The sequence below is a fragment of the Microbacterium sp. zg.Y909 genome, from assembly GCF_024626565.1.
The window spans coordinates 1-569 of the sequence record NZ_JANJFJ010000095.1 but is presented as its reverse complement, the minus strand read 5'-3'; the positions used below and the strand labels follow the sequence as shown (position 1 = coordinate 569).

The following is a 569-nucleotide window of genomic DNA, read 5'->3' as shown; positions in this document are numbered from 1 at the left end:
AGAGAGGGAGCCACCCGATGGCCCGGGTGGCTCCCTCTCTCGCTGGCTCAGGCGACCGGAGTGCGCGAAGCGACGCAGACCCGCAGGCTCTCGCGGATCGCGGCCTCGACGTCTTCCGGTCCGTAGCCGAGCGCGGCCTGCACGGGCTCCGGTTCGACGTACGCGAACCGCTCCTGCACGCGTGCGGCATCCGCCTGGTGCATGCCGTGCTCGATGCCGCGGGCGGCTTCGGCCTCGTCGTACGCCTTCATCGCGGCCGCGAACGCCTCGGCGGGGAGGGGCGTCACGCGGGCGGGATCCAGGCCCGCCTCCTCCGCGATCATGCGGTGGAAGTCGGCGTAGGTCATATTGATGCCACCGAGCGCGTAGGTCTTGCCGTGCTCGCCCCGTTCGATCGCGCCGCGCGCGGCCTTGGCTACCTGGCCGGTGGTGACCATGACGGTGCCGCCCGCGGGGACGGCGATGGGGGAGTCCTCGGGGACGGCGGCATCCATCGCCACGAACATGCTCCACAGCGGCACGGCGCCCGGCATGGTGCCGAAGATCCAGGGGAGACGCAGCGAGGTCAC

At 72.1% G+C, this 569-nt stretch carries 1 pseudogene; it reads right to left on the bottom strand.

What is annotated here, in order from left to right:
- Positions 1-47: 47 nt before the first annotated feature.
- A pseudogene (locus NQ160_RS09140) lies at positions 48-569 on the bottom strand (NAD-dependent epimerase/dehydratase family protein); the annotation flags it as partial.